22 protein-coding genes and 3 pseudogenes are annotated in these 23,532 nt (G+C 53.3%); 18 read left to right on the forward strand and 7 right to left on the reverse strand.

The window, feature by feature from the left end; genetic code table 11:
• Window positions 1–7: 7 nt before the first annotated feature.
• From HA45_RS04725 to HA45_RS04760, 8 genes and pseudogenes are all read left to right on the forward strand, one after another.
• Window positions 8–1,144 (forward strand): amidohydrolase, encoded by a 1,137-nt coding sequence (locus tag HA45_RS04725; protein ID WP_100704026.1) that lies wholly within the window; start codon window positions 8–10, stop codon window positions 1,142–1,144.
• 80 nt (window positions 1,145–1,224) lie between these two features.
• Window positions 1,225–2,538: an LLM class flavin-dependent oxidoreductase gene (locus HA45_RS04730; RefSeq protein ID WP_100704025.1), complete on the forward strand. Its 1,314-nt coding sequence runs from the start codon at window positions 1,225–1,227 to the stop codon at window positions 2,536–2,538.
• A 19-nt stretch (window positions 2,539–2,557) separates the two neighbouring features.
• Window positions 2,558–3,489 (forward strand): annotated as a pseudogene (locus HA45_RS04735) (ABC transporter substrate-binding protein).
• A gap of 9 nt (window positions 3,490–3,498) precedes the next feature.
• Entirely contained in the window at window positions 3,499–4,011 is a 513-nt protein-coding gene (locus HA45_RS04740; RefSeq protein WP_100704023.1) for a GNAT family N-acetyltransferase, read from the forward strand.
• 9 nt (window positions 4,012–4,020) lie between these two features.
• Window positions 4,021–4,941, forward strand: a complete 921-nt coding sequence (locus tag HA45_RS04745) for an amino acid ABC transporter permease (protein WP_100704022.1) — start codon at window positions 4,021–4,023, stop codon at window positions 4,939–4,941.
• Window positions 4,925–5,719: an amino acid ABC transporter ATP-binding protein gene (locus HA45_RS04750; RefSeq protein WP_100704021.1), complete on the forward strand. Its 795-nt coding sequence runs from the start codon at window positions 4,925–4,927 to the stop codon at window positions 5,717–5,719. The genes HA45_RS04745 and HA45_RS04750 overlap by 17 nt, the downstream gene beginning before the upstream one ends.
• Window positions 5,719–6,623: pseudogene (locus HA45_RS04755) on the forward strand (ABC transporter substrate-binding protein). Before HA45_RS04750 ends, HA45_RS04755 begins: the two are co-directional and overlap by 1 nt.
• Window positions 6,624–7,088: 465 nt before the next feature.
• Complete coding sequence (locus HA45_RS04760; RefSeq protein ID WP_100704019.1) at window positions 7,089–7,421, forward strand: hypothetical protein; 333 nt, start codon at window positions 7,089–7,091, stop codon at window positions 7,419–7,421.
• Between the two features lie 43 nt (window positions 7,422–7,464).
• Here HA45_RS04760 and HA45_RS04765 read toward each other — a convergent pair whose 3' ends face one another.
• Window positions 7,465–8,796 carry a putative bifunctional diguanylate cyclase/phosphodiesterase gene (locus HA45_RS04765; RefSeq protein WP_240629290.1) on the reverse strand — a complete coding sequence of 444 codons (1,332 nt, stop codon included), beginning with the start codon at window positions 8,794–8,796 and terminating at the stop codon, window positions 7,465–7,467.
• Between the two features lie 439 nt (window positions 8,797–9,235).
• Here HA45_RS04765 and HA45_RS04770 point away from each other — a divergent pair, with 439 nt between their 5' ends.
• The 5 genes from HA45_RS04770 (at window position 9,236) to HA45_RS04790 (ending at window position 15,146) form a co-directional block, all read left to right on the forward strand.
• Window positions 9,236–9,796: a non-canonical purine NTP pyrophosphatase gene (locus tag HA45_RS04770; RefSeq protein ID WP_100704017.1), complete on the forward strand. Its 561-nt coding sequence runs from the start codon at window positions 9,236–9,238 to the stop codon at window positions 9,794–9,796.
• Window positions 9,793–10,587, forward strand: coding sequence for an SIR2 family protein (locus HA45_RS04775; RefSeq protein WP_100704016.1), 795 nt, complete (start codon window positions 9,793–9,795; stop codon window positions 10,585–10,587). The genes HA45_RS04770 and HA45_RS04775 overlap by 4 nt, the downstream gene beginning before the upstream one ends.
• 74 nt (window positions 10,588–10,661) lie before the next feature.
• Window positions 10,662–11,024 carry a YebG family protein gene (locus HA45_RS04780; RefSeq protein WP_100704015.1) on the forward strand — a complete coding sequence of 121 codons (363 nt, stop codon included), beginning with the start codon at window positions 10,662–10,664 and terminating at the stop codon, window positions 11,022–11,024.
• Window positions 11,025–11,536: 512 nt separating this feature from the next.
• Window positions 11,537–12,193, forward strand: coding sequence for an HAD hydrolase-like protein (locus HA45_RS04785; RefSeq protein WP_100704014.1), 657 nt, complete (start codon window positions 11,537–11,539; stop codon window positions 12,191–12,193).
• Window positions 12,194–12,686: 493 nt separating this feature from the next.
• Complete coding sequence (locus HA45_RS04790) at window positions 12,687–15,146, forward strand: membrane-bound PQQ-dependent dehydrogenase, glucose/quinate/shikimate family (RefSeq protein WP_240629289.1); 2,460 nt, start codon at window positions 12,687–12,689, stop codon at window positions 15,144–15,146.
• 81 nt (window positions 15,147–15,227) lie between these two features.
• On the opposite strand, the gene HA45_RS28610 is transcribed toward HA45_RS04790, so the two are convergent.
• The 6 genes and pseudogenes from HA45_RS28610 to HA45_RS27880 all read right to left on the reverse strand — a co-directional run.
• Window positions 15,228–15,521 carry an MFS transporter gene (locus tag HA45_RS28610; RefSeq protein WP_280174495.1) on the reverse strand — a complete coding sequence of 98 codons (294 nt, stop codon included), beginning with the start codon at window positions 15,519–15,521 and terminating at the stop codon, window positions 15,228–15,230.
• Between the two features lie 5 nt (window positions 15,522–15,526).
• A complete protein-coding gene (locus tag HA45_RS04795; protein WP_280174496.1) occupies window positions 15,527–16,549 on the reverse strand; it encodes an MFS transporter in 1,023 nt (340 codons plus the stop codon).
• The gene (locus HA45_RS27870; RefSeq protein WP_244563370.1) at window positions 16,489–16,686 is read right to left on the reverse strand and encodes a hypothetical protein; all 198 of its coding nucleotides are present in this window, start codon (window positions 16,684–16,686) and stop codon (window positions 16,489–16,491) included. Before HA45_RS27870 ends, HA45_RS04795 begins: the two co-directional genes overlap by 61 nt.
• A gap of 87 nt (window positions 16,687–16,773) precedes the next feature.
• On the reverse strand, window positions 16,774–17,466 hold the full coding sequence (locus HA45_RS04800) for an RraA family protein (RefSeq protein WP_100704012.1): 693 nt from the start codon (window positions 17,464–17,466) through the stop codon (window positions 16,774–16,776).
• 3 nt (window positions 17,467–17,469) lie between these two features.
• A complete protein-coding gene (locus tag HA45_RS27875) occupies window positions 17,470–18,102 on the reverse strand; it encodes an NAD(P)-dependent oxidoreductase (RefSeq protein WP_244563412.1) in 633 nt (210 codons plus the stop codon).
• Between the two features lie 38 nt (window positions 18,103–18,140).
• Window positions 18,141–18,446 (reverse strand): annotated as a pseudogene (locus HA45_RS27880) (hydroxyacid dehydrogenase); the annotation flags it as partial.
• A gap of 479 nt (window positions 18,447–18,925) precedes the next feature.
• Between HA45_RS27880 and HA45_RS04810 the strand changes: the two are divergent.
• Genes HA45_RS04810 through HA45_RS04830 form a run of 5 tightly spaced genes read left to right on the forward strand, consistent with a single transcriptional unit; the run spans window position 18,926 to window position 23,510 of the window.
• On the forward strand, window positions 18,926–19,324 hold the full coding sequence (locus tag HA45_RS04810) for a DoxX family protein (protein WP_100704010.1): 399 nt from the start codon (window positions 18,926–18,928) through the stop codon (window positions 19,322–19,324).
• A gap of 39 nt (window positions 19,325–19,363) precedes the next feature.
• Window positions 19,364–19,840 carry a GlcG/HbpS family heme-binding protein gene (locus HA45_RS04815; RefSeq protein WP_100704009.1) on the forward strand — a complete coding sequence of 159 codons (477 nt, stop codon included), beginning with the start codon at window positions 19,364–19,366 and terminating at the stop codon, window positions 19,838–19,840.
• Window positions 19,841–19,842: 2 nt separating this feature from the next.
• A complete protein-coding gene (locus tag HA45_RS04820) occupies window positions 19,843–20,499 on the forward strand; it encodes a sugar dehydrogenase complex small subunit (protein WP_100704008.1) in 657 nt (218 codons plus the stop codon).
• Window positions 20,500–20,520: 21 nt separating this feature from the next.
• Window positions 20,521–22,113 carry a GMC family oxidoreductase gene (locus HA45_RS04825; RefSeq protein ID WP_100704007.1) on the forward strand — a complete coding sequence of 531 codons (1,593 nt, stop codon included), beginning with the start codon at window positions 20,521–20,523 and terminating at the stop codon, window positions 22,111–22,113.
• Window positions 22,113–23,510, forward strand: a complete 1,398-nt coding sequence (locus HA45_RS04830) for a cytochrome c (RefSeq protein WP_240629288.1) — start codon at window positions 22,113–22,115, stop codon at window positions 23,508–23,510. Before HA45_RS04825 ends, HA45_RS04830 begins: the two co-directional genes overlap by 1 nt.
• Window positions 23,511–23,532 lie beyond the last annotated feature (22 nt).

The raw sequence follows: 23,532 nt of genomic DNA on the forward strand, positions 1-23,532 counted from the left end.
GATAACCATGACTCACACAAGCGAACAGCAACTGATTGACTGGCGACGCGAGCTGCACAGCTGGCCTGAGCTGTCTGGATATGAGGTAGAAACCACGGCACGTTTGCGCCGCTGGCTACAGGACGCTGGCTTGCGGTTGCTCGATTATCCGCTGGAAACCGGTCTGGTGGTTGAAGTGGGTCAGGGTGAAACGCTGATCGCGTTGCGAGCTGATATTGATGCCCTGCCGATTCATGAAGCCACCGGCCTCCCATACCGTTCGCGAAATGCGGGCGTGATGCACGCGTGCGGCCATGATGTGCACAGCGCGGTGATGCTCGGCGCGGCACTGCAACTCCACGCGCTGCAAGATCAACTGCCGGGACGCATCCGTATTCTGTTCCAGCCAGCCGAAGAAAACGCCACCGGTGCGCGAAAGTTTATCCATGCTGGCGTGCTGCAAGATGTGCAGGCGATCTTTGGTATGCACAACGAACCAGGCTTACCGACGGGTGCTTTCGCCACGCGCGGCGGGGCGTTTTACGCCAATGCCGACAAGTTTGTTGTGCGCGTCGCCAGCCCTGAACAGGGCGTGGATGCCATCCTCGTGGCCAGTCAGATCATTCAGGCACTGCAATCCCTCACCAGCCGCAGTTTTAACACGCTGGATAGTTTGGTGTTGAGCGTGACCCGCATCGATGCCGGTCAATCCGGCAATACTTTACCGGGTGAAGCCGAGTTTGGCGGCACGGTACGCACCCATGACAAGCAGGTGCGTGCACAACTTGAACAGCGCGCGCGACAGATTGTCGAGCAAATTGCTGCGGCGAACGGTGCTACCGCGACGTTCAGCTGGCATCCGGGCCCGCCGGTGTTAGAAAACGATGCGCGCTGGGCGCAGTTTGCCAGCGAGATTGCACAGCAGGTGGGTTATCGCGTGCAAACCGCAGAACTGCACCTCGGCGGCGAAGATTTTGCATATTACCTGCAGCAGATTCCCGGCGCGTTTGTCAGCATTGGCAGCGCCAGCGAATTTGGTCTGCACCACGGCGGCTTCAACCCCGATGAAACATTGATTGCCCCTGCCGCGCATTACTTCACCCAACTGGCGCAGCAGGCTTTGCAGCACCTTAATGCACGATGTCGTGACGCCATTCTGAGTTAGCACCCCTTACCAATATCCTCCGCTCTGTATGGCGACGAAACCGTCGCCATCAGGCTATGCCATGGAAAAGAGAGAACACTATGACTGCAAGACAACTGCGACTCGGCACCATTCTGCATGGCGCATCTGGCAATATGTCCGCCTGGCGTCATCCGGCGGCACAGGCCAATGCCAGCATCAATTTTGACTATGCGAAGCACATCGCGCGCAAGGCAGAAGCCGGCAAGCTGGATTTTCTGTTTGTCGCCGATGGGTTGTTTATCAATGAAAAATCGATTCCTCATTTTCTCAACCGCTTCGAACCGCTGACGCTGCTTTCCGCGCTGGCGGGCGTGACAGAACATTTAGGATTGGTCGGAACGGTCTCCACTTCATACAGCGAACCGTTCACCGTCGCGCGCCAGTTTGCCAGCCTCGATCATCTCAGTGGCGGGCGTGCGGGCTGGAACGTGGTGACCTCGCCATTAGAAGGGTCGGCCAAGAACTTTTCGCGTCAGCAGCATCCGGAGCACGCGCTGCGCTATCGCATCGCCGACGAGTATTTGCAGGTGGTGAAAGGGCTGTGGGATTCGTGGGAAAACGATGCCTTTGTGCGGAACAAAGAGAGCGGCCAGTTCTTTGACGCGGCCAAACTTCATACCCTCAATCACCACGGTGATTTCTTCCAGGTGCAGGGACCACTGAACATCGAACGCACGCCGCAGGGACGTCCGATCGTATTTCAGGCCGGTGCATCAGAGGATGGTAAAAAGCTGGCAGCCCGTCACGCCGATGCCATCTTTACCCATCAGCCGACGCGCGAAGAGGCGCAGGCTTTCTATAAAGATGTGAAAAAGCAGCTGGTAGCAAACGGACGTGAGCCGCAGGATCTGCATATCTTCCAGGGCGTTGGCGTGATTGTTGGCGACGATGCTGAAGACGTTGAGCGTCAGTATCAAACTACCGCCGCACTGGTTTCCATTAAAGATGCATTGAATTATCTCGGTCGCTTCTTCGATCACCACGACTTCTCGCAGTATCCGCTTGATGAGCCTTTCCCGAACATTGGCGATATCGGCCAAAACAGCTTCCGTAGCACCACTGATGAAATCAAACGCAAAGCAATCGAGCACGGTCATACGCTGCGTCAGGCCGCGCTGGAAGCTGCCACGCCGCGCCCGCTGTTCTTTGGCACGCCAGAAGAGGTGGCGGATGGCTTACAGCTGTGGTTTGAAACGGAAGCCACCGATGGCTTCATTATCCAGGGCGGCACGCCGGATACCTTCGAACGCTTTGTCGATCGCGTTATCCCTATCTTGCAAGCGCGCGGCCTGACCCGCAGGGAATACCCTGGCACCACGCTGCGTGCCAGTTTCGGTCTGAAAGATCCCGTTAATCAGTTCACACAACAATAAATTAAAGAGAAAACACGCTATGCAGAAGAAATCCCTTATTGCGCTGATGTTGCTGAGTTTAAGCAGTGCAGCTTTGGCTGAAGAAGTGGCGGTTAACGGTCAGCAGATCAGTATCGAAGCCAATAAAACGCCGGTGAATACCGCCAAAAATCCGGCTGCGGTGGCACAAATTCCTGCCGGACATAAGTTTGCCGTACCGGGCTCATTTACCGTGGCGGTGGCCGCACTGAACTCGCCGCCGTTGACGGTGTTCAGCGATGACAACAAAACCCTGCTCGGTAGCGAAGTGGATATCGCGCGTCTGGTCGCCGATAGCCTGGGGCTGAAGCTCAATGTGGTCCCGACTTCGTGGGAAGACTGGCCGCTCGGTGTGGCTTCCGGCAAATATGATGCGGCCATTACTAACGTCACCGTCACCAAAGAGCGTAAAGAGCGCTTCGATTTCGCCACCTATCGCAAAGATTCCCTGGGTTTCTACGTGAAATCCAGCAGCCAGATTAAATCATTGAACAAGGCCGAAGACATCGCCGGGCTGCGCATCATTGTAGGTTCTGGCACCAACCAGGAAGCGATCCTGCTGGCGTGGGATAAAGAGAACCAGGCGAAAGGGCTGAAGCCATTCACGCCGGTTTACACCAAAGATGATGCCGCCCAAACGCTGGCGCTGCAGGCGGGGCGCGCCGATGCCTATTTCGGTCCGAACGTGATTGGCGCGTGGAAAGCCGCGTTAACTCATCAAACCAAACTGGTGGGCAGCGTGGACGGTGGTTGGCCGAAAGCCGCACACATCGCGGTGACGGTGAAAAAGATAACGGTCTGGTACAGCCAGTTAACACCGCGCTCAACGGCGTGATCAAAAACGGTGACTACGACAAGGTGCTGAATCGCTGGGGTGAAGGCGTGGAGCGTCTGGACCACTCTGAAATCAACCCGGCCGGTCTTGGCGACTAAGGAGATAGCATGAGCCAGCAATTTTTCCGCGAAGTGCATCCTGAAGCCGCTGAGTTACAGCCGATTATCACCGGCCTGTTTGGTGAATACGCTGCCCGTTACGGCGACTTCTTCAAAAGCGCCAACGAGGTTGAGCTGACCGAATGGTATCTGCCACCGCGTGGGCTGTTTATCGTGCTGGAGCGTGACGGCGAGATCATCGCGATGGGCGCTTATAAACCTTATGACGCGGTGACCGCCGAGTTTAAGCGCATCTGGACCCGAAGCGATTTGCGTCGTCAGGGTTTAGCGCTGCTGATTTTGCAAGAGCTTGAGCGTCGTGCGTTGCGTGCGGGCTATCAGCGCGTGTTCCTGACCACCGGATTTCGTCAGCCGGAAGCGGTAAAGCTCTATATCGGCCACGGTTATCAGCCGCAGTTTGCGCTGCTGGAAGATATGGAAATCTACAGTCAGCCACCTCATGACGGGCGTTTACGCTTCCTCAAGGTGATTGATGTGCATAGCGTGGCGCAAGCCAGTTAAGGAGTTGAAATGAGTAAGCAACAACACTTAACCGTGGTCCCTGCACGTTATCCGGGGCGGATCATCGGGGCGTTGGTCGCACTGTTTATTTTGGCCAGCGTGATTGATTCGGTGGCCTTCAATCCACGTTGGGAATGGAGCGTGTTTGCCCGCTGGTTCTTTGATCCGGTGATCCTGTATGGGCTGGGGCAAACGCTATTGCTGACGTTGTTCGGTACGGTTTTGAGCCTGTTTTTCGGCGGCCTGCTGGCGCTGGCACGGCTCTCTTCTTCATGGTTATTGAGCACGCTGGCGTTTGGCTACATTTGGCTATTCCGCTCGCTGCCGCTGATTGTGGTGCTGATCATTCTGTATAACTTCTCCTATCTGTACGACACGCTCTCGCTCGGCGTGCCCTTCACGGCATGGTCGTGGGGGCATTTCCAGACCATTAATGTGCTGGGGCAGTTCCCGGCAGCGGTGATTGGTTTGACGCTGGTGCAGAGCGCCTACAGTGCGGAGATTATTCGCGGCGGCTTTTTGGGTGTCGATCACGGCCAGTTCGAAGCGGCGTCAGCACTGGGATTATCTTCATCCCGTCGGACCTTCCGCATCATCCTGCCACAAGCATTGCGCGCCATTATTCCCACCACGTTTAACGAAATCATCAGCCTCGCCAAGGGCACTTCAATGGTGTACGTGCTGGCGATGCCGGAACTGTTTTACACCATCCAGATGATCTACAACCGCACCCAGCAGGTGATCCCATTATTAATGGTGGGCGCGGCCTGGTATCTGATTATTACCACCGTACTGTCACTGTTGCAGCACAGCGTTGAACGTTCGCTGGCCCGCAGCGTGACGCGTGAACCGCAACCCTCGCGCTGGCGTCAATGGCGCAACCGTTCTGCCACCGCCAATGAGGAGCTGTCCCATGTCCGAAGCCATTGATTATCGCTCTCTGCACACTACCGGTGCCATCAGCATTACCGGCGTCAGCAAGTCGTTTGGCATACATAAAGCGCTGGACGAGGTGTCACTGGAGCTGGAGCCGGGCTCGGTGACGGTCATTCTCGGCCCGTCGGGTTCCGGTAAATCCACGCTGCTGCGCACCATTAATCATCTGGAGCGGGTTGACGAAGGCTTTATTCAGATCGACGGCGATTACATCGGTTATCAGCGTCGTGGCAATAAGTTGTATGAGCTGAAAGAGAAGGCGATTTTACGCCAGCGCATCAACGTCGGTTATGTGTTCCAGAACTTTAATTTGTTCCCACATCTTACGGTGCTGGAAAACCTGATCGAGGCACCGATTGCCCATCGTCAATTATCACGACGTGAGGCGATTGAGCGCGCGGGTGAATTGTTGGATATCGTGGGCTTGCGCCATAAAGCCGATGCCTGGCCGCGCCACCTTTCGGGTGGACAGCAGCAGCGTATCGCGATTGCGCGTGCATTGATGCTGAATCCGCGCGTGATGCTGTTCGATGAACCGACCTCGGCGCTCGATCCCGAGTTAGTGGGCGAGGTGTTGGACGTGATCAAGAAGCTGGCGCGATCCGGTACGACGCTGGTGATTGTGACGCACGAGATTGGCTTTGCGCGCGAAGTGGCGGATCAGGTGGTGTTTATGGTCGATGGCCGCATCGTCGAGCAGGGCAGCACGCACCAGGTGTTGAATCAGCCGCGCCATGAACGTACGAAACGATTTTTGGCGCGAGTGCTGTAATGGAAAGAGTCATAGTCAGCGCGCTGGCGGCGTGGTTGTTCAGTTCGCCCCTGCTGGCCGCTGAAACGCTGGATGCAAAAACAACGAAACGCCGATCAACATTCCGGCTAACCCGCAGGCGATTGCCAACATTCCGGCCGGTTTCCATTTTGTCACGCCGGGCTATTTGACGGTGGCGACTTCGGCATCGAATTCACCACCGATTGGCTTGTGGGCATCGGATAACAAAACGCTGATTGGTAGCGACCCTGATTTTGCCCGTTTACTGGCCGACAGTTTAGGCTTAAAACTCAAACTGGTACCGGCCGCCTGGGAAGACTGGCCGCTGGGCATCACCGCAGGACGTTATGATGTGGCGATGTTCAATATCGCTGTGACGGAAGAGCGTAAGAAGAAGTTCGATTTCGCCACTTACCGGGCGGATAATCATGCGTTTGCCGTGAAAACAAACAGTGCGATTACGGCGATTAAAGGGCGTGAAGATGTGGCGGGTAAACGCATTATTGTCGGTTCCGGCACCAACCAGGAGAAAATTTTGCTGAGTTGGGATGCGAAAAACCGCGCGCAAGGTCTGGCACCGGTTCAGCCAATTTATCTCAATGATGATGCCTCAGCGACGCTGGCGTTGCTCTCCGGGCGGGCGGACGCGTCTTTTGGTCCACAAGCGATGGCCGCATGGAAAGTGGCTTCACGCGGTCAAACCAAAATCGTTGGTCACGGTCCGTTCCGCGCCTGGGTGGCAGTAACCACTAAAAAAGGCAATGGTCTGGATACGGCATTGCAGCAGGCGATCAATGGGGCGATAGCCAGTGGGCAATATCAACAGGTGTTGGCGCGTTGGGGAGAACAGGAGGAGGGCGTGGAAGCGTCACAGGTCAATCCGCCTGGGATTGTGTATCAGTAAAGGATTTATTTATTAATTGAGAGAAAACTCACAGCTTAATGGTTGTGAGTTTTTGTTTTTCAGCGTTATTGTGAATTCATTCATTCATTCATTCATTCATCCATTCATTCTTTTATTTATTTTACGCATGATTTAAAAGGTGAATTTCGATTTTTAACCGTGAAATAATCTCGCCTTGCATTTAATTAATCGCTTCAGATGGTTTTTTTATCTTCTCTTACAAGGATCGGTATCGTTTTGCTTGTCGGCGAAATGCGATATTGGCGTTTCCAGAGGGAATGTGAGGTTGAAAAAGAGTAAAAAAGGAGTTTAAACAGGTCTGGCTTAACCTGCATTACCCAATCAACGCATAAACAGATTGGGGTTAACATGTTAATTGAAAATATAAGAGGTCAACTTAATATCTGCCACGCACGATCCGTACAGTGCAGACAAATTAAGTGGCCGAGATTGGGAGGCGTTGTCATGGAGTCAAGAGTCAGGAAGCTGGAAGAGTCGGTTGCAATCATCGCTACAGATGTTGCCGTTATTAAGTCGAATTATGCCACTAAACAGGATATGGCAGAGATCAGGACGGAAATCGTTGAAGTCAAATTAGAAATAGCGGAAGTGCGGTCGGAGGTTCGAGAAGTGAAAGGCGATGTTGCGTCTGTAAAGGAAAATTACGCGACCAAAGCGGATGTACTGGCGATCAGGGGCGATCTGTATCAGGCACTGAACAAACAAACCAAATGGATGGTTTCAATGCAACTCGTCACGTTAGGACTGGCGTTAACTATCGCTAAAGCGATATTTTAATCCTGCGCATAATGGCGGCTCAGTCGCCGCCATTGCAAACCTCTTATGTTGTGGCTTTACGAATCCACAATGCAGCTTCTCCCGCAGGCAGTGGACGGGCAAAGTGGTAGCCCTGGAACAGGTGACATCCCTTATCGCGCAGGTAATCGAAATACTCTTCGCTTTCGATACCTTCAGCCAGCACGTTTAATCCCATTTCACGCGACAGTTCGATGGTTTTATGCACGACAATGGCGGCAGATTCGTTTTCAAAAATATGCATGATCAGCGATTTATCGATTTTGATATCATCAATAGCAAAATCACTGATCGACTTCAGCGATGAATAACCTACGCCAAAGTCATCGATCGCCCATTTAATGCCAAGCTGACTAAAATGAGCAATCACCGATCCGATTCTTTTCTGGTCATAAATAAAGGCGGTTTCAGTGATCTCGAATTTTAGTCGTTTTGGACTGATTCCGTGGTGTGAAAGCGTTAGCAGCGTATCCTGAGTGAAATCGCGGTGCATTAATTGCAAAGGGCTAATGTTGATGGAAAACATTAATTTTTTGAAGTTATATCTGCTATCCCAATCGGAGATCTGTTGCAGAGTCCGTTCCATCACCCATTTTCCAATCTCGATAATCAGGCCACTTTTTTCTGCGATGGGTATGAATACTTCCGGTGAAATAAACCCTTTCACCGGATGTTTCCAACGCAGCAAGGCTTCAAAACCAATCAGTTTTTTTTCCGCATCAACTTGTGGCTGGTAGTAAAGTTCCAGCTCATTTTTCTCAATGGCGTTTGAGAGTTCTCGCTTGATCAAATCTGTTTCAGAATAATCGCCACGCGAGGTAAACACTGTTAATAACAACGCAATAATGGGCACGCTGCAGTTGACAATATAGAACCCTTTTTCCTCAGGGATATCCAACTGGAATGCGCCGTTCTGAAATGTCAGTCCCGTGACGATAAACATCAAATAGACTATAAGACAAATTAACGGGAAAACTTTACTGAGATAAGCTGAATGCTGTCGCATGACCAGTACCGATCCAATCGTTAATGCCAGTAAGTAATTATATTCCGAGCGCTTGCCTGCTACATGATAATTGTCCAGCAGCATCAAAGTGACAATCATCACTAATAGCGCATGAACAATGATGTACAGGTTGCGCTGTAACCCGCCGCAAAAGGCTGCACCAGTGATATAACTCCCCAAAGCGATGCCAAATACGTAAAGACAGGCAATATCCTGATGCCCATTGGCAACATTAAAAAATGCCATATAAATACCAGCCAGAATACTGGAAATCCCGGTGATCAATAAGGTTAAGCGCAGCTTCTTTTCCAGGTTGTCACCCTTCAAAAGAAAAGGCAGGTTGCGAATCATAGAATATCTTGAACTGAAATAAGAGATCATTAGCTGTTCTCAATTTTATGTCATAATTATTTAATATTTTCAGTGGGGTATTTTAGGGAAAAGCGAGACCACTGTCTCAATAGTTTTCACGTTATTTACACTCATTCCGGCTGCAATCTGATTTGACATATGCTACGACGTTTTAACGTTGTTTGCCGTTAAGTTGGCAGAGTAACGCGCCCTAAGTCGATTACGCTGCTCTCGTCACTGTTCTGCAGCTTTATTAAGCGGGAACAGCGCATTTTCTCCACACTGACATTGTTCCTACCCAGGGACAAATTCGCACGTTAGAATGAAACGTAAGCGCCTTAGCGTGTAGACAGCACCTCAGGCCAATGAACGCAGGCTGAAACCGAATCCCGCCGTGCGTGCTTTGATGGCTACACCCACTTTAAAACATCGGGTTGCAATGAAAATTCGTTTCCTATCTGCAAATGAGCTCAAGCTGGCTGAAGTGCGTACCATCCTTGAACCGGTAGGCGTTGAGGTGATTCCCATCGCGCGTCGTATCGAAGAGATTCAGACTGAAAATGAGGTGGAATTGGTGCGGGATAAACTCACCAAAGCTTTCTCAATCATTGGTCGCCCACTGTTTGTTGAGCATACTGGTTTGTATCTGGATGGACTGAACGGCTTGCCCGCCGGGTTAACGCGTATCTTTTGGAGCCGATTAAATGCAGAGCGTTTCACCAAACTGGTGAACGGACTGGATAGCCCCAGCGTGACCGCCAAAACGGTACTGGGCTATTGTGATGGCCGTAAAATGTACCAGTTTGAAGGTGAACTTCGCGGCACTATTGCACCCGCTCCAGCCGGGCCACGCGAATTTCAGTGGGACTGTGTTTTCATTCCTGAAGGGCATTCACAGACCTTCGCCGAAATGGGTGAATTGAAAAATGAAATATCCATGCGCAGACTGGCACTGGATCGTTTCGCCACCTTTCTTAAAACTTCACGGGGACTGGCATGAAACCGGAACTCAAACGCGCCTACGATGCAGGCAAACTGATCCTGTTTGCGGGCGCGGGTATTTCACGCAATCTTGGTCTGCCGGAGTGGCATGAGCTGATTGCGCATCTGGCCAAAGAATTGGGTTACGATCCGAAGATCTTTAATACCTACGGTACGCACCTTTCGCTGGCGGAATATTACAAGCAGCGCAAAGGTTCGCTAGGTCCGTTACGCAGTTGGATGGATCGCGAATGGCATCGCCCGGATATCGATGTGCGTAGCTCTGAAATTCACACCATGATCACGCAGGGCAATTTCTCGCGCATTTACACCACCAATTACGATCGCTGGCTGGAGATGGCGCACGAAGCGCATAATGTGCCGTACAGCAAAGTGGCGAACGCGGCGGATTTAGTCTCATTGACTGAAGACAAACGTCACATTATTAAACTTCATGGCGATTTTGACGATGATACGTCTATCGTGCTGGATGAAAGCAGCTACTTCGAACGCCTCTATTTTGATTCGCCGCTGGATATCAAACTGACGCATGACGTGATGGGCAATTCAGTGTTGTTTGTCGGGTACAGCATCAGTGATTTTAACATTCGTCTGTTATTCTACCGCCTGACGAAAATGTGGGGCCGCACTGGATTGGCTACCGCGCGCCCTAAATCCTATCTGTTCACCAACCGCAATAATCCGGTGGCGAGAGAGGTGTTAGGGCAGTGGGGCATTGAAATGATCGTGTCCGAAGAGGATGATCCGCGCAAAGCGCTGGCCACGTTCCTGGAAGAATTACTGGCTTGATGAGCAGAAAGTGATTGCTCAAAAAAGTTTGCTTAGAATATACTGTATATAAATACAGTAAGCCGAGGTGCATCATGGCAGTCGAAACCAAATATGTTGTTGTCAGAAAGGGTGAAGAGAAGATGACGTTTGCCAATAAAAAAGACGCGGATGCCTGGGATAAAATGCTCGATATGGCCGACGCCTTCACCGACTGGCTGCAGCAAAATCAGCCTGAACTGGGTGAAGCACAGGCCGAAGCATTGGGCATGTTACTGGCAGAACAGAAAGACGCGGTGCAGCATATTTTGCGTACCAGCAAATTGCCGGATGCGGTAAAGGAAGAAGCGACTGCCGAAGTTGAAGTTGAGACTGAAGCTTCTGCTGAATCTGAAGCCTCTGCGGAAGCTGAAACCGGAAAACCAGAAAAGAAAGTGCGCGCGGTTAAAGCAGCCTGATAAGGCTGTTGTTCTGACAGGTGCGCTTCGATGCGCGCCTGAATAATTTATCCTGTTTATCAAGCGATAACTCGGCAGTCACGCTGCTGCCATAACGACCTCATTATTTCCCCCTTCTGATCATCTGAACCGAACACTGACTTTAATTGGCTCATGCAGTGAGCCGATTAAATTTTATTCGGCTCACTGCATGAGCCGAATGTGGGTAGCATTGGCTCATTGACCAGCAGCAATCGTGGCGATTTCAGCCTGAAATTTCTATCCAGAGACGTGGATAAAGCCTTATTGGCCGCTAGTTAACAGGCTACCCCTGAGTAAACCGTCATGAGGGTTGAGCACCGACTGTGCACGGGGCGGATTTGCGCCGCAGATTCAGGTGAGTCACGTCTGACGTTTTACGCCAATGGCTTATCAGATGATCAAATAAGCTCGTGCCTTTTTGTATTATGAAGTCTTTAGAAACTCTTTTAATCTGCACTCCCTATAGGATGGCGGGGTATGTAGATTAAATTATGCAATATATCAGGAACGTTATTTTCGATTTAGATGGGACGTTAGTCGATTCATTTCCCGGCATAGAAAAAAGCATACTTTTCGCACTGAAAGAATTAGGCTATGAAAAACCAGATAATCAGAATATTAAGGCACTGATTGGCCCACCGATGAGGGTTATATTTGAAAAGCTTCTGGCACCTTTTGATGATGCTCGTATCGATCAGGCTATTGAAATCTATCGTGAACACTATCGGCGTTACGGTGTGTTCATCGCAAGATGTTATGAAGGAATAGATGATGTTTTAGCGAGGTTGATAGAATCAGGCATTCAATTGTTTATCGCCACTTCAAAGCGACAACACTTTGCCGACCTTATGCTGGAAAACAATGGACTTCAGCATTTTTTTCATCAAGTCTATGGCAGCACAAATGATGGCCGTTTCGATAATAAAGATCATTTAGTCGCACATTTGGTATCTGAAAATAAATTGGCGGTGAGTGAATGTGTGTTAATCGGTGACCGAAAAGATGATGTCGTGGCTGCTCAGCATAATGCCATTACGTCCATCGGCGCAGCATGGGGTTATGCCAGTCAGGGGGAGTTGATGGCGGCTCAGGCGAACTCTATTTGTGAATCACCGGACAAATTGCTTCCACTCATTCTTCGTAGATAATCAGTGCTTGCTGCCAATAAAAAAGCCATTTCAAGGAAATGGCTATGCCAGTAGTTGTTTGCAATTTCAGATGCAAGATCAATGCGTAAACAGTGAAAATGTTCCGGAGTAGTAAGTCACCATCCACGCTACGTATACCAGCCAAACCACTAACAATCCCGCCAATCCCATTTTACCTGTCATGATTTTATTCCTCTTGTTATGCGGCGTTGTGCGCCTGTGAGGAATAAGCTGACAGCAGTCCGAGTTAGCGATCTTGCGCCAGATCAAAAACCACCGTTTTTAGTAGGGAAAAAATGGGAGCCATCATTGATCCAGAGACAAGTTGCCCGTTTAGTTATAGAAAAAGTAGGGAAAAGAAGCGGATAAAAAGTGCCGCTTATTTGCTCTCTTTGCCAATCAGATCAGCAAAATCACTCAGAGATTCTAGAATTAAGCGCGAAGTTTAAAAAAAATTTAATCCTGCAATTATTTATGGCAAAGGAACATTATTTTGAACATCGCAAATCAAATACCCAGACTTTCGCTCTGGAATAAACTCTTTGCCCTCATTCTGCTGTTGCTGGGGATTATCCTGGCCGCAGGTGGGGGCTGGCTGGTGGCATTAGGTGGTAACGGGTACTACGTGCTGGCCGGTATCGGGCTGATCATTTCCGCTGTGCTGATATTCATGAAGCGCACCAGCGGTGCAGGCTGGTTCGCGCTGGTATTTGTCGGCACGCTGATCTGGACCATTCAGGAATCAGGGCTGGATTACTGGCGCTGGGTGCCGCGCTTCGCATTGATGCTGATTCTCGGCATTGCGTTTGCCTTCCAGTTGCCGAATCTGGTACCGCGCATCAGTCGTGGTGCTTCACGCGCGCTGGCGGCAGTGCTGATTGTCGCTTTTGTGGTCGCTGCGGCGCTGCCCTTTGCACCACTCAATGAAACGCCGGCCACAGATGTACCTGCAGCAGGGTCAGCCAACTACATGGCGGACACCGGCAGTGGGAAAGCTTCTACGCCAGACAGTGGCGATTGGTATACCTACGGCGGTTCCCTGGCGTCACAGCGTTTCGCCAATGCCAGTCAGATCACGCCTGATAACGTGAAAGACCTCAAGCTTGCCTGGCAATTCCGCACCGGTGATTTACCGAAAGCGCGTTGGGGTGGTGAGAACACGCCGATCAAGGTGGGCGATACGCTGTATACCTGTACCGCACGCAATATGGTGTTTGCATTGGATGCAGCCACAGGTAAAGAGAAGTGGCACTTTGACCCGAAGGTCAGCGATAAATCGATTCCCTACACCGCTGCCTGTCGCGGGTTAACGTGGTACGACAGCCAAACCAACAGCCACGCAACTGTCGGGCAAGTGGCTGACGCGCCGAGCGGTGATAACAGCGACTGCCAGCAGCGCATCATCCTTGGTACGCTGGATGCCCGTATCATCGAACTTAACGCCAAAACCGGTGAAGTGTGCCGCAGTTTCGGCAATCAGGGCACGGTTAATCTCGCTGAAGATATGGGGGAAACTTACGACGGCTATGTGGCAGTCAACTCCGCACCGGTGGTGATTCGTGACACCCTGGTGGTGGGGCATCAGACCATCGATGGACAGCGCGCATTCGGTCCACCGGGCGTGATAAAAGCCTATGATGTGCGTACTGGCGCACTGAAATGGGCTTGGGATGCTGCCGACCCGGATACGGCTACACCGAAGAAAGGACCCAATGCGTACAAACGCGGCTCACCTGATGTCTGGACCTCATTCACCGGCGATGACAAGTTAGGATTGGTGTATCTGCCCGTCGGAAACTCATCCGGTGACTACTGGAGCGGCACGCGGTCGCCTGCCGAAAACAAGTATTCGGTCTCACTGACCGCACTGAATATTGATACCGGCTTGCCGGCCTGGACTTTCCAGACCGCACATAAAGATGTGTGGGATTACGATCCCGGTTCTCAGCCTACACTGGTGGATTATCCGGATAAAAACGGTGGCAAAACGCCTGCCATTATTATGCCGACCAAACAGGGCGAAATTTATGTGCTGGATCGCCGCACTGGCAAATCGCTGTTTGGTGTGGAGGAACGTCCGGTGCCTGGTGGCGGCGTAGAGCCAGATCAACGCTCGCCAACCCAGCCTTATTCGTTGTTCCATCACCTCAGCAAACCGGATCTCACGCCGCAGGATATGTGGGGCTTAACGCCAGTGGACCAATTGGTGTGCCGCATTCAATTCCAGCAAGCCAGCTATAAAGGGCAGTACACGCCGCCGGAGGCCGATCGTCATTCGATTGAGTATCCGGGTTATAACGGCGGTTCTGACTGGGGCAGCGTGGCGGTGGATCCGACTCGCGGCATCATCATTGCTAACTATAACGATATGCCGAACTACAACATTCTGGTGCCGCGTGCTAAAGCCGATGCATTGGGATGGAAACCCCGCGATGAAATCCCTTATAACCCGCACGATACAGGCCATGCTGAAGGGGCAGGCGATCCACAAATCGGTGTGCCTTACGCGGTGAACGTGAATGCGGGCTGGCGCTTGCCCTATACCGGAATGCTGTGTAAAGAGCCGCCGTATGGAGGTATCCGCGCCATCGATCTGCGCGATGGACGCACTATCTGGGATCGTCCACTGGGCACCGCACGGCGCAATGGTCCGTTTGGTCTGCCAACCGGATTGCCGATTAACATTGGTACGCCGAACAATGGCGGTTCAGTGGTGACATCCAGCGGACTGATCTTTGTCGCGGCGGCCACGGATGATTTGATCCGCGCTATCGATATGCAAACCGGTAAGGAAGTGTGGAGCACCGAATTGCCTGCAGGTGGCCAGGCCAACCCAATGATCTACACGCAAAATGGACGCGAGTATCTGGTGATTGTCGCCGCAGGGCATCACTTTATGGAAACGCCAGTGGGCGATTATGTTTTGGCGTACGCGTTGCCGGAACAGAAATAACCATCATTGAAAACGGGATTAGGCAGCTGCCTAATCCCGCCACTTAAACCTTGTCTTAACATCCCTTTGGTCATCACACCCTTAAGGATTCACCTCTTCTAAACGGCGATTCAGCGTACGCGGACCAAAGATACCGATGGTAAACACCACGATCGCCATCGCGCCTGAGATTACAGCGAATACCGAGCTGACACCCATCTCACTCAGCACCCAGGCAATGGTAAAGCCTGACAGCATGCCGCTGATACGGCTCACCGAGTAAACCAGCCCAATCGCTTTAGCGCGAAAACGCGTCGGGAACAACTCAGCCTGATAAGCGCGGTAAGAGAAAGTCATACAGGTACTGGCTAACGACAGCAGCAGTCCCAAAGTCACCAGCATCACCGGCTGTGACTGCCATGAAACACCGTACCGACCAGCGCAATCGCCAGCGCAGAGCCACTGACCAGCCACTTACGCTCGATGCGATCGGCAAAGGTCATCGCTAAAAGCGGCCCCAGCGGGCTGGCAAAGGCGATCAGGAAGGAGTAGAGCAAACTGTGGGTAAAGGTCACGCCTTTTGCTGCCAGCAGTGTCGGGATCCAACTGGCAAATCCGTAATAGCCGATCGACTGAAAGAAGTTGAATACCAGCAGCATGATGGTGCGACGACGATACGGCGGACGCCACATCTCGTTTTTCACCGCCGGTGCCAAAGGAGTCGGGACCAGCAGCGCAGGATCAATAGCAGGCAGCGCGGAACCGGTGGATTTGGCCACACGCGCTTCCAGTCGGCGTACCACGTCTTCCGCTTCTTTGTAACGGCCTTTCTCCACCAGCCAGCGTGGGCTTTCCGGTAATCCCATCCGCAGGATCCACACCAACACCGCGCCGATACAGCCAAACAACACCACCCAACGCCAGCCGCTTAAGCCGAGGATTTCCTGCGGGACTAATTGCCATGAGAGGAAAGCGATTGTCGGAATCGAGGTGTACTGGATCGCCTGCACAAAGGCATAGGATCGTCCGCGCAAACGCGCCGGGATAAATTCAGAAACATAGGCATCAATGGTCACCAGCTCAGCACCCACGCCGATGCCAGAGATGATGCGCCAAAACACCACAGCAAACGGATGGTGCTGAAAGGCCATAATGCCACTGGCCACCGCGTAAACCAGTAACGCGATAATAAACACCTTTTTACGCCCGATGCGGTCAGCCAGATTGGCGATCAGCAAGGTGCCGAGGAACACCCCGAGGAACATCGCCGCGACAAATGCACCGAGGCTTTGGGGATCGAAAAAGTTATGGCTACCGTGGGAAAAAATCCCTTCACGAACCATGCCTGGACCGATATAGGCGGTCAGGAACACATCATAAACTTCAAACCAACCTCCCATCGCCAGCGCAAAATAATCAGCCACAACGGGCGCGCGGCAGGTAAGCGTTCCAGACGCGCAGAGAGTTGCGCACCAAAGGCCTTACCTTCTTCTGGTGTGAAGTTGTCACGCCAGGTCATCGGCGGGGGGATCGACTCGCTCAGCGAAATTTTTTTCAGCACGGTAGGGTACTCCGTTATTTTTATAATGGTTTGTGAAGGGCGGATATCATTGCGCGCCCTTCAGCACAGGTGTATCGACCGACAGCCTTAGACCGGACAACCTTTGGCACGCAGGATGGCATTGAAACGCTCAGGATCGTTGCTGCCTGCTAAATTGCTGGCGCGGATCTTCTCTTCACGCTGTGCATGTTGCTGCACGCGAGGGAGCAGCACGCTCAACTCATCCTGGGCGATGGCAATCACGCCGTCAGCATCGGCAACGATCAAATCGCCGGGCGACACCACCAGTCCCGCACAGTGCACCGTGGTGTTGACCTCGCCTGGGCCTTCTTTGGAAGGACCGCGCAGGGTGTTACCGCGTGCCCAGCAGGCAATACCGCCTTCCGCCCATTCATTGAGGTCGCGCACTGCGCCATCAATCACGAAGCCGGCAATCTTTTTGGTGACAGCGGAGGTGCGCATCAGGCCGCCGATCAACGCTTGTGTCAGGTCGCCTGAGCCGTCTACCACGATCACATCGCCCGGCTGCGCCATCTCGATGGCTTTATGAATCATCAGGTTATCGCCAGGGCGCACTTTCACCGTGATCGCCGGGCCGCACAGCACCAGATTGGCATCGTTGTGATAAGCCTGTAAGCCAAGCGCACCGACACTGCGCCCCATGGAGTCGCCAATATTCGGCACCGGCAGTGCACGGAAGGCATCAATCACGCCCGCATCGATCGGCGCGCCGCGTTCACCAATGAAATAGCCAATCGGCCAGTCTTTATGGATGGTCATAGGTTAACTCCGGTTTAGCACCTGCGGATTCACGCAGGCGGTTGGGTTGATCTGTTGAATATCAAGAAAATCCAGACACTGGCGTGCCGCACTTTGTGCCACGGCATCCAGTGCCTGCGGCGTTGAGCCACCGATATGCGGGGTCACGATCAGGTTGCTGAGCGTGCGGAAGGGATGATCGGCAGCCAGCGGCTCAAGCGCCACGGTATCCAGTGCCGCGGCACGCAGTTGGCCAGTTTGCAACGCGACAGCCAACGCCTCTTCATCAATCAATTCACCGCGAGCGGTATTGATCAGCGTGGCGTGTGCGGGCAGCTGCGCCAAACGTTGTGCGTTGATCATCAGACGAGTTTTGGGTGTAACCGGACAGTGCAAACTCAGCACATCCGCTAGCGGCAATAGCTCGTCTAGCGAACCACAGCGCTGAGCACCTTCAAAGTCGCCATCAGCCGGGGCGGCAGGATCAAAAAATGAGACCTGCATCCCAATCACACGTGCGAAGCGCGCCACGCGACGGCCAATCTCACCAAAGCCGACCAGTCCAAGGGTTTTGCCCTGTAACTCTTCGCCATCGCCGCTGCGGGTCCAGCGTCCGGCGGCGACTTCCTGTTGGAAAAGGGCAGGCGGCGCGCGCAGTTCAGCATCAGCGCCAGCGTCAGTTCAGCAACAGATTGTGCATTGGTAGCCGGCGTGGTCAGCACCGGAATGCCGCGTTCGGTAGCGGCCGCCACGTCGATATTGGTGACGCCCACGCCGTGCTTGCAGATGATTTTCAGCGTTGGGCAGGCGTTGATGGCTTTCGCGTTCAATTCAACGGTGCGCGAGATCACCGCGTCGTACGCCACGCTGCTCATCCGACGCTCTACTTCAGCAACGTCATTGGCGTCATCAAGATAATCGACCACACAGCCTGCATCAGCGAGGCGTTGACGGCCTCCCTGGCCGAGGTCAGTGGTGGTCACGAGAAAGCGATAAGTCATGTCGGTTCTCCGATAGGGTTTACGTCATCCTGGCATCGACAACCGATAAAAAATATTCTGCGAAGGTTATTAATTCATTCCTTCCAGGAATAATGCTGCCCGGCGCGGCATAAATCACGACGCAAGACAGTGTTATATTTTTGTTAATGATCAGATCGCTTTTGGCTGACATTGCGCTGCGCTTTACGCTTTAGGATTTTTACTTAAAAAAGCGTTAAAAACGTAGAGTTAGCGGAGCGCAGCGGCCCTATATCCGCAGGTCAAAGACCGCATAAATAGTGTGATCTACTTCAAAAAGATCCCTCAGCGCCCTGATACCCATCAGATATTTTATCGCCGTTGTTTTAAGCGAAGTGCGCTGCAATGTTGCACAAGTCATGCGCCGAACGTTTTTTAGCCGCACGAAATGATAAATGTAACTAAAGTTATAGAGTGTACCGTTTGGTTCATTAACAACTACATAATAGAACGGTTACATCATGTCTCACTCAAAAGATCTCTTCGCTGTGCTCGGCCGCGTCATGGCGGTGGGTCTGTTCTTCGCTTCCGGTCTCGACAAAATCACCCACTATGCAGACAACCTGCAAACCATGGCGGATAACGGCGTCCCTGCTTTCTTCCTGCCGCTGGTTATCCTGCTGGAAGTGGGCGGCGGTCTGGCGATTGCCTTTGGTTTCCTGACCCGTTTCACGGCCATTTTTATGGCGGTGTTTTCGGTCATGGCAGGTTTCCTGTTCTATCAGGGTTATAGCCACGCACACCTGATGGTGTGGTTGAAAAATATCTCCTGCGCCGCCGGTTTCCTGATGCTGTGCCTGCACGGCGGCGGCAAATGGAGCCTCGATCATCTGATTCAGCAACGTCTGGCACGTCGCTGAGCTTTCCCCCTAAACGATTCACTATTCAGGATCTTACCAATGAAAAAAATCACGACAGTGCTGCTGTGCGGCGGACTTTTCTGTGCCGCAGCGCAAGCCGCCGAACCCGTTAACCAGGTCGCCGTTTTAACTCATCACCAGGCACAACAGCTGGTGGCAAAAGCCGAGCAGATCATTGGCAGCCATCACATCGGCGGCGCGATTGCGGTGGTCGATCCGTTTGGCCAACTGATTGCCTATGAGCGTCTCGATGGGGCAACGCTGGCGAACAGCGAACTCGCGCCGAAGAAAGCGCACTCGGCGGCAGCTTTTGGCGTGCCGACATCCAGCTTCCAGCAGAAAATCGCTGCTGGAAATATCGGCATGCTGGGTAATCCGGTGGTGGTGCCGCTGCCAGGCGGTGAGCCAGTAAAAGTGAACGGTGTGGTGGTCGGTGCCATTGGTGTCAGCACGCCAGATGGCAACGTGGATGCGGAAGCGGCGCAGGGCGCGCTGTCGGCATTGAAAGCGGGTTAGCCATGGAAAGGAGACGTTTTTTACAACTGATGATGGCCACGCCGGTCATCGTCTCCATCCCGTTACAGCCGCTGTTGGCCGCACCTGCGGATGCCGCTCAGGCGCTGCTGTTGCGTGCCAGTGAACTGTTAACCGGACGCCGTGGCCTTGATATTGGCATCACCGAACGGTTATGGACGCTGTTGTGTGAGCAGGATACGCAATTCCCGGCACAGCTGGCGCGCCTGATGACCCGTCTCAATGCGTTGCATAGCGAAGATCGTGAGCAGATCGTCGCGCAACTCGATGATGCAGATGTGAAGACCGCGCTAACAATTATTTCCCCGTGGTATCTCGGCTATACCGGACATCCCTCCACCACCAAAGCGGTGGATGACGCGCACTTCGTCACCTTCTTGTCGGCGCTGATGTATGAGCCAACGCGTGACCACACCATTCGTCCGAGTTATGCCAGAGCAGGCGGGGATTACTGGGCCGAAGTGCCGCCGGGTGTGACAGCGCCACCGATGTCCACCTTGATTCGCGAATGGGGCGATCAATCCCCGCTGGCCGCAAAGCAGATTAAACAGCCTGATGCCCCCTGGTTACTGATGGTGCAGGGCAAAGCCAAAACCCTCGTGGAAGCCGAGGCGATGTTGGCGCAGCACAACAACCTATAACAAGAATCGAGCAGGTACATCATGAGTGAATTTGATGCCGATGTGGTGATCGTCGGCTCCGGTGCGCTGGGCGCCAACGCCGCTTATCAGCTGGCGAAAGCGGGCAAATCGGTAATTATGCTGGAAGCAGGGCCTTATATTCCGCGCTGGAAAGCGGTGGAAAACTACCGAAACGGTGCCAGTAAACGTAACTGGTGCGCGCCTTATCCGAATCTGCCGTGGGCACCGAACTCTTACACCGAAGGCTATATCGATGCCAAAGGGGATGAAGATTTCGAATATGTCACCAGCTACTTACGTGTCGCGGGTGGTAGTACGCGTCACTGGGCATCCGCCTGCTGGCGCTTGTTACCCAACGACTTCAAGCTAAAAAGCGTTTACGGCGTTGGCCGTGACTGGCCGATGGAATACAGCGAGCTGGAGCCGTGGTATGTCAAAGCCGAGCGAGAAGTCGGCGTCGTTGGCACCGCCGATGAGGACCAAAGCGGGCAAGGGCGCGGTCACTATCCGCCACGTTCAGCAGAGTATCCGCTGCCGCCGGAAGCCAAGCCGTATATGGTGCAGCGCATGCAGTCAAAGCTGGGCCCGATGGGTTATCAGGTGATTCATGAGCCGCACGCCCGCGTGTCACGTCCTTATGATGGCCGCCCGGCTTGCGCAGGTAACAACAACTGCGAACCGATCTGCCCGATTGGCGCAATGTATTCCGGCGATATGCACGTCGATAAAGCCGTGGCGCTGGGCGTGCAGCTACGCACCGAATGTGTTGCCTGGAAGCTGGAGAAAGGCGCAGGTAACAAGATCGTCGCGCTGCATTATCGTCAGCCTGATGGCAAAGATACGCGCCTCACCGCGAAGACTTTTATCATCGCCGCACACGGTCTGGAAACGCCAAAACTGTTGCTGATGAACGATATCGCCAACAGTTCCGATCAAGTTGGTCGTAACCTGATGGATCACACCGGTTTGAGCCTGACGTTCCTCGCTGACGAACCGCTGTGGACCGGACGTGGATCCGTGCAGCACGGCACTATCGCCAATCGCCGCGATGAAGCCAGTCGCGCACAGCATTCAGCCATTCGTTACTCGCTGCGTAACCTGGTGCCGAACGTCGATGTTACCGTGCCGTTGCTAAAGCAAGGCATGATGGGACAAGCGCTGGATGACGCGATTCGTGACCGCGCTTCACGCATCATGAACATCAGTACCATGAGTGAAACGCTCCCAAGTCCGACCAACCGCGTAACGCCAAACTACGATCGCAAAGATTCGATTGGCCTGCCGATGATCAACGTTAATTACCATCTTGATGATTACGTGCGCGGCATGCGCCCGCAGGCGTACAAGGATTTCGCTAACTTCCTGCAGGCCTTTAACGGTGAAGTGATTGAAGCACCGACCGGCTGGCGCAATCAGTATCACATCATGGGCACCACCATTATGGGCGATAACCCGCGTGATTCGGTGGTCGATGCGCACTGCCGTAGCTGGGATCATCCCAATCTGTTCCTCGCCACCACCGGCGTGATGCCCACCTCTGCCACGGTGAATCCGACGTTGACCGGCATCGCGTTGGCGCTGCGCATGGCCGACACCATCGCGAGGGAGATCTGATGATGCGCAAACCATTGTTGCGCCTTGCCGCTGCCAGTCTGCTACTGGCCGGTGCTGTGCAGGCGCAGGAGGCCTCGCCGGATCTGGTCAAGCGGGGTGAATATCTGGCCACCGCCGGGGACTGTTCGGCCTGTCATCGCGATCCGCACAGCGGCAAACCTTTCTCGGGCGGTTACGCGATTCAGTCACCGATGGGGATGATTTATGGATCCAACATCACGCCATCGAAAACCGCCGGGATTGGCAACTATAGCCTGGCGGATTTCACCGATGTGATGCGTAAAGGCAAAGCGCCGGGCAATCATTACCTCTATCCCGCGATGCCTTACACCTCATTTGCCGGGCTGTCAGACGAAGATATCCACGCGCTTTATTCGTATCTGATGCTCGGCGTGCCAGCCGACGATCATCCGGCCCCCGCAACCGATCTGCCGTTCCCGTTCTCTTTCCGTCCGGTGATGGCGATGTGGAATTTGTTGTTCCTCGATAGCAAGGCGGTGCCAGGCAGCGATGCGGCCGCAGGCAGTGCAGAACGCGGCGAGTATTTGGTGCGCACGCTGGCGCATTGTTCCACCTGCCATACGCCACGTAACGGCATGATGGCGGAACAGGGCGATCGCTTCCTGTCGGGCGGTAAGGTTGGCAGCTGGACGGCACCGAATATCACGCCAGATGCGCAGGCGGGTATCGGTGACTGGAGTGAAGCGGAGATTGTCACTTACCTGCGCACTGGCGCGCTGCACGGTAAAGCGATTGCCGCAGGTGAGATGGGCACAGCGGTACAGAATTCGTTCTCGAAAATGCAGCAGAACGATCTGGAGGCGATGGCACATTACCTGAAACAGGTGCCTGCGATTGGCGGCGTGGATCGTAAAGCGCCTTCGGTAGCGCCTCAGGCTACACCGCTGTCGGCCATTGAAACCGGCATGAAAAATGAGATTACCGATTATGTCTCCGGCGATGCGATGAGCGGGGCGCAACTGTACAACGGGGCTTGTGCCACCTGTCACGCCAGTGATGGACGCGGAACCCACGATACGCAGCGCTTCTATCCCTCGCTGGTCGGATCGTCAGCGGTGCTGTCGGACGATCCCGCCAATCTGATCATGACGATTGCAGAAGGGGTCGATCGCCAGACCGGCAACGATCACGCCTTTATGCCGGAATTTCGCACGCAGTTTAGTCAGGCCGAACTGGCCAAAGTGGCGGATTACGTCTCCACCAACTTCGGCAATCCGCAGCATGTGATTACCTCAGCCGATGTAGAGCAAACGCTAAAAGGTGAAAGCGGCAGCTGGCTGGTGCGATACGCGCATGCGTTAAGCATCATCGGTGGCGTGGTCGCGCTGCTGGTGATCGTGGTGGCGCTGATCCTTTTCCTGCGCCGCCGGAAATAACTTTTACGGGCGACGTATACGT

The organism is Pantoea rodasii (assembly GCF_002095465.1).
GTDB lineage: Bacteria > Pseudomonadota > Gammaproteobacteria > Enterobacterales > Enterobacteriaceae > Pantoea > Pantoea rodasii.